The following is a 6,160-nucleotide window of genomic DNA, read 5'->3' on the forward strand; positions in this document are numbered from 1 at the left end:
TGTCGTGGACGGCGGCCTTTGTCGTCGTCACGTCCGTGATGATGCTTGGAGTGTCCTGGTCGCAGGTCTCGGTGACGTGCGCCAGGAATCCCTTCCAGCGTGTGTCGCCGCGGCGCGCGAAACGGGCGGTGACGTCGTAGGGCGAGACGATGGCGACGGCCGAGGGCGGCAAGCCGGCACCCTCGGGCTCCCGCCACTTCGGGCGGTTCTGTGCGTTGATGCAGTAGTTCTGCACGAAGATCTGGCGCAGGGCCCGGACTTGCTCGCCGTCGCGGAGCGCGGGCATGTAGCGGTGGACGTAGCGCAGGAGCAGGTAGACGTCCTCGCCGGTCTCCTTGATCCGAGTCTTGGGCTTGGAGGGGTTCTTGCCCAGCCTGGCGGCGCGGCCGTATCGCTTGCCCCAGTCCTCGGTCACCAGGCCGATCAACTCGTGCGGAGCGCGGCGGGCGAGTTCTTCCAAGGCGGCGCGCATCGCCTCGGTGACCAGCTCCAGGCGGGTCAGGTTCCGGACTGCGGCCAAGACGTGGGTGGAGTCGGTGCGTTGCCGACCACGTTCGCGGACCAGGCCGACGGCCCGGATCTTCTCGAGCGCGAGGTCCAGGAGCTTGTCGGCCCGGCCCTCCGAGGCCAGGCGTTCGCGGAAGTCGGACAGGACGCTGTGGTGAAAGCCAGGGTCCTCCAGCTCCATGCCCAGGGCGTACTTGAAGTCGATGCGGTTTCGTACGGACTCAGCGGCCTGCCGGTCGGACAGTTCCAGCAGGAACTGCAGCACTGACACGGTCGCCAACTGGGCAGGCGAGAGGGCTGGCTTGCCGTCCCTCGAATACCACTCCTCGAAGTCCTCGTCGCTCCACAGGCCGTCGAGGTGGTCACGGATGGCCATGGCGGTGGTACCCCTGGGGTTGCTCGCGCGGGCGACCCGCACAGTCAGCTCGGGGATCACGAAGCCGGTACGAGGCCGAACGCACATCCAGGGTCCTCCCGGGTCGCAGGGCCCCAACCGTCCCACCCGCGCAGATCACGAAGCCTGTGCTTTGCGGCGCGGCCACCACGAACGGGTGAATGCCATCGGCACCTCAGCCACACGGGCAACAGCAGACACGAACGAAGCGTTCGCCTAACGGTTACAGGCCACACCTCTACGGCCGTTGGACCTCGGCGCCCCACGAGGTGAGGCTGTGATCTGGGCAAACGGATCGCACCAACATCATGGCGATCTCAACGGGCAACTCCGATTTCCAAGATCCCCGACAGCGTCAGGTACTGACTCGCGATGCGCTCGACCTCGCTTCACGCTCACCGTGGGGCTGGCCGCAGTGGGACCCGACCGATTTCCCTGTTTGATCTGTGTGTTGAAGCGGATCGAACAAGGGCTGGGCAGTGGCAAGTTGGCAGGTGTACTGGGTCCCGAGACGGCCGGTGTCTGTACCGGAGCGGGTGCCCGTACTGGTGGGGTACAGAGACTTGGTTGAGCGGGAGGAGCGCGTCGGGATCCACGCTGGAGATCCCATTCTGCGGTCTCCGGATTACGGGATCGACGAATGGCTGAGCCTGTATCTGTGCCGTTCCTCGTTCGTACGGCTGGCGCCGGAGACCAAGCGGAACTACACGGATGACTACTGCCTCCTCTTCGATTTCCTATGGGCACGCGGGAAGACCTGGAACGAAGCGACCGCGGATGATCTGTGGGATTTCGAGGACTGGCGGACTCGGTCAGCGCGCAATCCCCGGAGGGTCGGCGGGTCGCGGTGGGACCGCGGGCTCGCGGCGTTCACGCGGCTGTACGCGTGGGCGGTCCGCAAGGAGCTGATGACGGTCAACCCGATCGTGATGCGCACGGTTGTCGACCGTCATGGGCAGCTGGTCGAGGTGCCGGAGGCCCGCTCGAAGAACGCCAAGTCCAGCAACGTGCACTGGCTGACCCCGCGGGCGTTCCGTCTCTGGGTGGAGGTGGGCCTGCGGGGCTACACCGCCCAGGGGCTGCCCGCGCCGGGCTGGGCGGGGAGGATGGAAGACCGCAACGTGGCCTTCGCCGAGCTGCTGTTCTCCTCCGGAGTGCGGCTGACAGAGGGCGCCTCGCTGCTGACGATCGAGGTGCCGCGCTCGGCCTTGCGGGCCCGTCGCTACTACTCGGGTCGGCTGGCGAGGGAGGTCACGAAGTCGAAGAAGGCCAGGACGTACTACGCTGCGGCGCCGGTGGTGGGCCTGGTCGAGGGCTATCAGGAGTCGACGCGGGCGGCAGTGGTGCGGCGCGCGCAGGCCAAGGGCAGATACGACAGCCTGCCCGAGCGGAAGCTGGTGACCCGAATTACCGGGCTACGCAAGCGGGTTCTGCACTGGGTCGACCAGGACGGCGTCATCGGCGAGACCGCGCTGAACGATGCCACGGTCGAGGACCGGATGACGCTGTTCACCGAAGGCCAGGCCGGGCCGGAGCCGTTGTGGCTGTGGTTGAACGAATCGGGGCTGCCGTTTCAGCCGGCGTCCTGGGAGAACGTCTTCCGGGCCGCGTCACAGCGGTGCCAGGAAGTCCTGGCCGGAGTGGTGGCGGAGCCTCCGTTCTGCACCCCCCATATGTGCCGGCATTCCATGGCCCTCTACATGCTTGTCGTGCTGCACCACGTCGTTGACCTGCGGATGGGACTGACCCCGGAGGAACGCCGAGATTTCCGTCTTCTCTACGGGGACCCGTGGAGGATGGTCCAGGACCTGTTGGGCCATTCGGAGCTTGAGACAACGCGGTCGATCTACCTCGCGCCCGTTTCTGACCTGCAACTTCGGTCCCTGCTGGCTGACCCGGACCCGCTGGATGACGAGGCGAGCGTCGCGGTCACGCAGCACCGGGTGACCGAGTTGTTGTCCCGCCTTGCCCAGGAGAGCGAAGGCATCCAGGACCTGGACGAAAAGCTGGTGGTGCAGGCGTGAGCCGACGCGGGCGCAAGGCGTCCTTGCCGGACGGGCCCCACCACCGGCCCGTCGTCCTGGCGGAGGGCGGGCTGCGGGTCTGCCACCGCGACAAACGGGGCGTCGTCCGCAACTACGACTTCGGGGTCCTGCCGGTGGCTCCCGCACTGCAGCGGTCCCTGGCGGCCACCTTCGCCGCGCGATGCGCTCCCGGCGGCGGCTGGGATTCCGCCGACACTGGCTTCAATACCTGGGTCCTGGTGAGGGCCTTCGCGAAGTTCGTATCCGAGCAGGAGAACCCGCCGGGAGACATCGACGAGATCACCGTGGCCTTGTGGTCGGCCTGGCGGCTCAGCAGGCCGATGACCAACACCGGATACCGGCAGGTCAAGGCGCTGGCGAACTTCCTGCTGCGCGACGAGCGGCTCCCGCAGCCGGTCCGGGACGCGATGGCCAAACGGATGACGAAGTGGCAGGCGCAGGAGAAGGCTTACCAGCCGCAGGAGTTCACCGAGATCCGTGTCACGGCTCGACGGATGTTCCGGGCCGCGCTGCTGCGGATCCGGGAGAACACCGCGCATCTGGACGCCTGGCGGGCCGGGGCCTTCGAGTCGGGCCGTCGTGACTGGCTGGTCGGTGAGGCTCTGGACAGCCTCGCCCGGACCGGGCACGTTCCCCGTTACGCCCAGGCCAGCGGAAAGATGGTGGTGGTCAACCGCTATCGGGTGGCGCTGGGCGGCGCGAAGCCGGAAATGACCTGGCAGCGGCTCTACTTGAGCCGGATGGAAGTCACCTCGCTGGCGGTGCTACTGGTGACCGAGCAGGGGCTGAACGCCACCACGGTCGCCGAACTGCCGGTGCCCCGGGCGACCCCGGACTCCGGGGAAAGCAGTGGATTCCCCATCTATCGGCTGGAGTTGGAGAAACGCCGCCGCGGCGGCGGTCGGCACTTCGAGACACGCAACCTCACCGACTTCGGCGCGGACTCCCCGGGCCGCCTGATCACCGAGGCCCTGGAGGCCACCGCTCACGCCCGCGCATTCGCCAACGCCGTCGGATCCGGCCCGGACCGCCTGCTGGTCTGGCACGAGAGAAACGCCAGCAACGGACGCGTCGACCCGGAAACGCCACGGGTGGGGCCGTTCGCCTTCGGACTGGCGAAGTCCGCCGGCACCCACTGGGCTATCGAGGTGGGGCTTGCCGGGTCACCGCTGAGGCGCACGCGCAAGACCGTCAACGTCCTGCACCGGCGCGAGCCGGGGCAGAACAGCCAGGACACCCACGACCGTGTCTACGTCATGAACGAACCGCAGGCCCAGGAGGCCGCCGTCCCCGTGATCGCGGACGGCGCGACCGCGGCGCTGGAAGCGGCCCGCCGGACGATGTTCCGAGCCCAGCTCACCGACATCCCCGAGGCCGGCGAACAGCAGACCGCGACGACGGGCTGCACCGACTACGAGAACAGCCACTTCACCCCGCCCGGGGCGGGCTGCGGGGCGTCCTTCCTGCTCTGCACCGCATGCCCGAACGCCCGGGTCCACCCCGGCCACCACGCCAGGCTCGCCTACCTGCACCGCGCGCTGGAGAGCCTTCGCACGGCGATGGACCCCGGGCTTTGGGAAGCGGACTGGTCTGATGCCCATGCCCGGCTGGAAGATCTCAAGGGCCGTCTGGGCACGGCCCTTTGGCAGGCGAGGCTCGCCGAGGCCACTGCCGAGGACCGCGAGGTCGTCGACCATCTCCTGAACGGACATTACGACCTGTGACGACTTCGTACGCCGAACTGCCCCTGGTCGTCCCCGGCCCGGACAGCCCCTCGATCGAGCCTGGGCTGGTCGTGGCCAGCTACCAGGGCACCGTCAACCGCTACGGCGCCCCCACTTGGCCGATGGCGGCGCTGATCGACAACCCGAGCGCACCCCGCGAAACGATCCACTGGACGAAGTTCCCGGACACCACCCGGGAAGAGTTCCGGCTCATTGCCTGGCACATGGTCAACCGCGCGTTGCCCGACACATTCCTGGTCGGCAAGGTCCCCTCCTGGCGGACCCGGCAGAGCGCGCCCTCGATCTATCAAGCTGTCCTGAGCTGGCGGACCTTCGCTGAGTGGCTCGACAAACGCGGCATCACCAGCCTGGACGCCTGCACCGAGGAGATCTTCCACGACTACGGACTGCACCTGAGCCGCAAGCGGGGCACCAGCCGCTCAACCGTGGGCTCTCACCTGACCGCGCTGACCCGGCTCTGGGCATTCGACGAAGGCAGCGTTCTCCCGCGCGAAATCGCCGAACCTCCCTGGAACCGGGAAGGCCGCGACGACTACCTCCCCGCGGCGACATCGTCCGGCGGGGAGAACGCCACCGAGCCGGTTTCCCCCGACACCATGGGACCCCTGCTCATCTGGGCCCTGCGGGTGGTCGAGGACTTCGCCAACGACATCCTCGCGGCCTGGGCGGAGAAGCAGCGGCTGACCACACGAGCCGCTGAGGCGAAGTCGACACCCGAATCACGGACCTTGCTCAAGAGCTACTTCAACGACTTGGTCGAGCGCGGCCAACCCATCCCCACTCACGACCACCCGAGCGGCCGACGATTCGCCCTCACCTACATCGCCGGCATCCACGGCGCCACTCACGGCCAGACCGGCAACGTCGTCGGCAGCCGAGGGAGCGGGATGGCGCTAGAGCAGTACATGCTGAGCAACCCCGGCGACTGCCCGCTGGACATCCCCATCACAGGCCTGGTCGAGGGGAAGCCGTGGAAGCAGTCGCTTGACTTCACCGAGGCCACGGCCATGATGCGGCACCTGGGCACGGCCGCTTTCATCACCCTGTCGTACTTGACCGGCATGCGTCCCGGGGAGGTCCTCGGGCTCAGGACCGGGTGCTGCCCGGACCCCGAATCTGGGCGCCACCTCATCCACGGACACGTCTACAAGACGGCCACCGACGAGAACGGCAACCACCGCTCCGAAGGCGAGCTCCGCGATGTTCCCTGGGTCGCCATCGCCCCGGTGGTCAGCGCCATCCGCGTCCTGGAACGCATCGTCCCCGACGGCGCGTTGCTCTTCGACGGCGCCGCCCACGACTTCCTCACCAAACGCCGCTTCGTCGGATCCGTCACCTACAGCTCCTGGCGAGGCCGGGTCGAGGACTTCGCCGCCTGGGCCTCTGATCTCGCCCAATCCCTCAACCGACCGCACGAGTCCGTCCCCGCAGACCCCAACGGAGCGATCGGAACGGAGCGATTCAGAAGG

The 6,160-nt window shown here is 67.9% G+C and carries 4 protein-coding genes; 3 read left to right on the forward strand and 1 reads right to left on the reverse strand.

The features are described from left to right. The coding region (locus QIT00_RS38450) for a transposase (protein WP_282540151.1) at positions 1-970 on the reverse strand (970 nt) is incomplete at its 3' end. 494 nt (positions 971-1,464) lie between these two features. On the opposite strand from QIT00_RS38450, the gene QIT00_RS38455 reads away from it, so the two are divergent. The 3 genes from QIT00_RS38455 to QIT00_RS38465 all read left to right on the forward strand — a co-directional run. Continuing rightward, entirely contained in the window at positions 1,465-2,925 is a 1,461-nt protein-coding gene (locus QIT00_RS38455; protein WP_282540152.1) for a site-specific integrase, read from the forward strand. After that, positions 2,922-4,670 (forward strand): hypothetical protein, encoded by a 1,749-nt coding sequence (locus tag QIT00_RS38460; RefSeq protein WP_282540153.1) that lies wholly within the window; start codon positions 2,922-2,924, stop codon positions 4,668-4,670. The genes QIT00_RS38455 and QIT00_RS38460 overlap by 4 nt, the downstream gene beginning before the upstream one ends. Beyond that, positions 4,667-6,160: integrase (locus QIT00_RS38465; RefSeq protein WP_282540154.1), on the forward strand; the 1,494-nt coding region annotated here is incomplete at its 3' end. The genes QIT00_RS38460 and QIT00_RS38465, both read left to right, overlap by 4 nt.

It is taken from the genome of Streptomyces luteolus (assembly GCF_029968015.1).
In the GTDB taxonomy this organism is placed as follows: Bacteria; Actinomycetota; Actinomycetes; order Streptomycetales; family Streptomycetaceae; genus Streptomyces; species Streptomyces luteolus.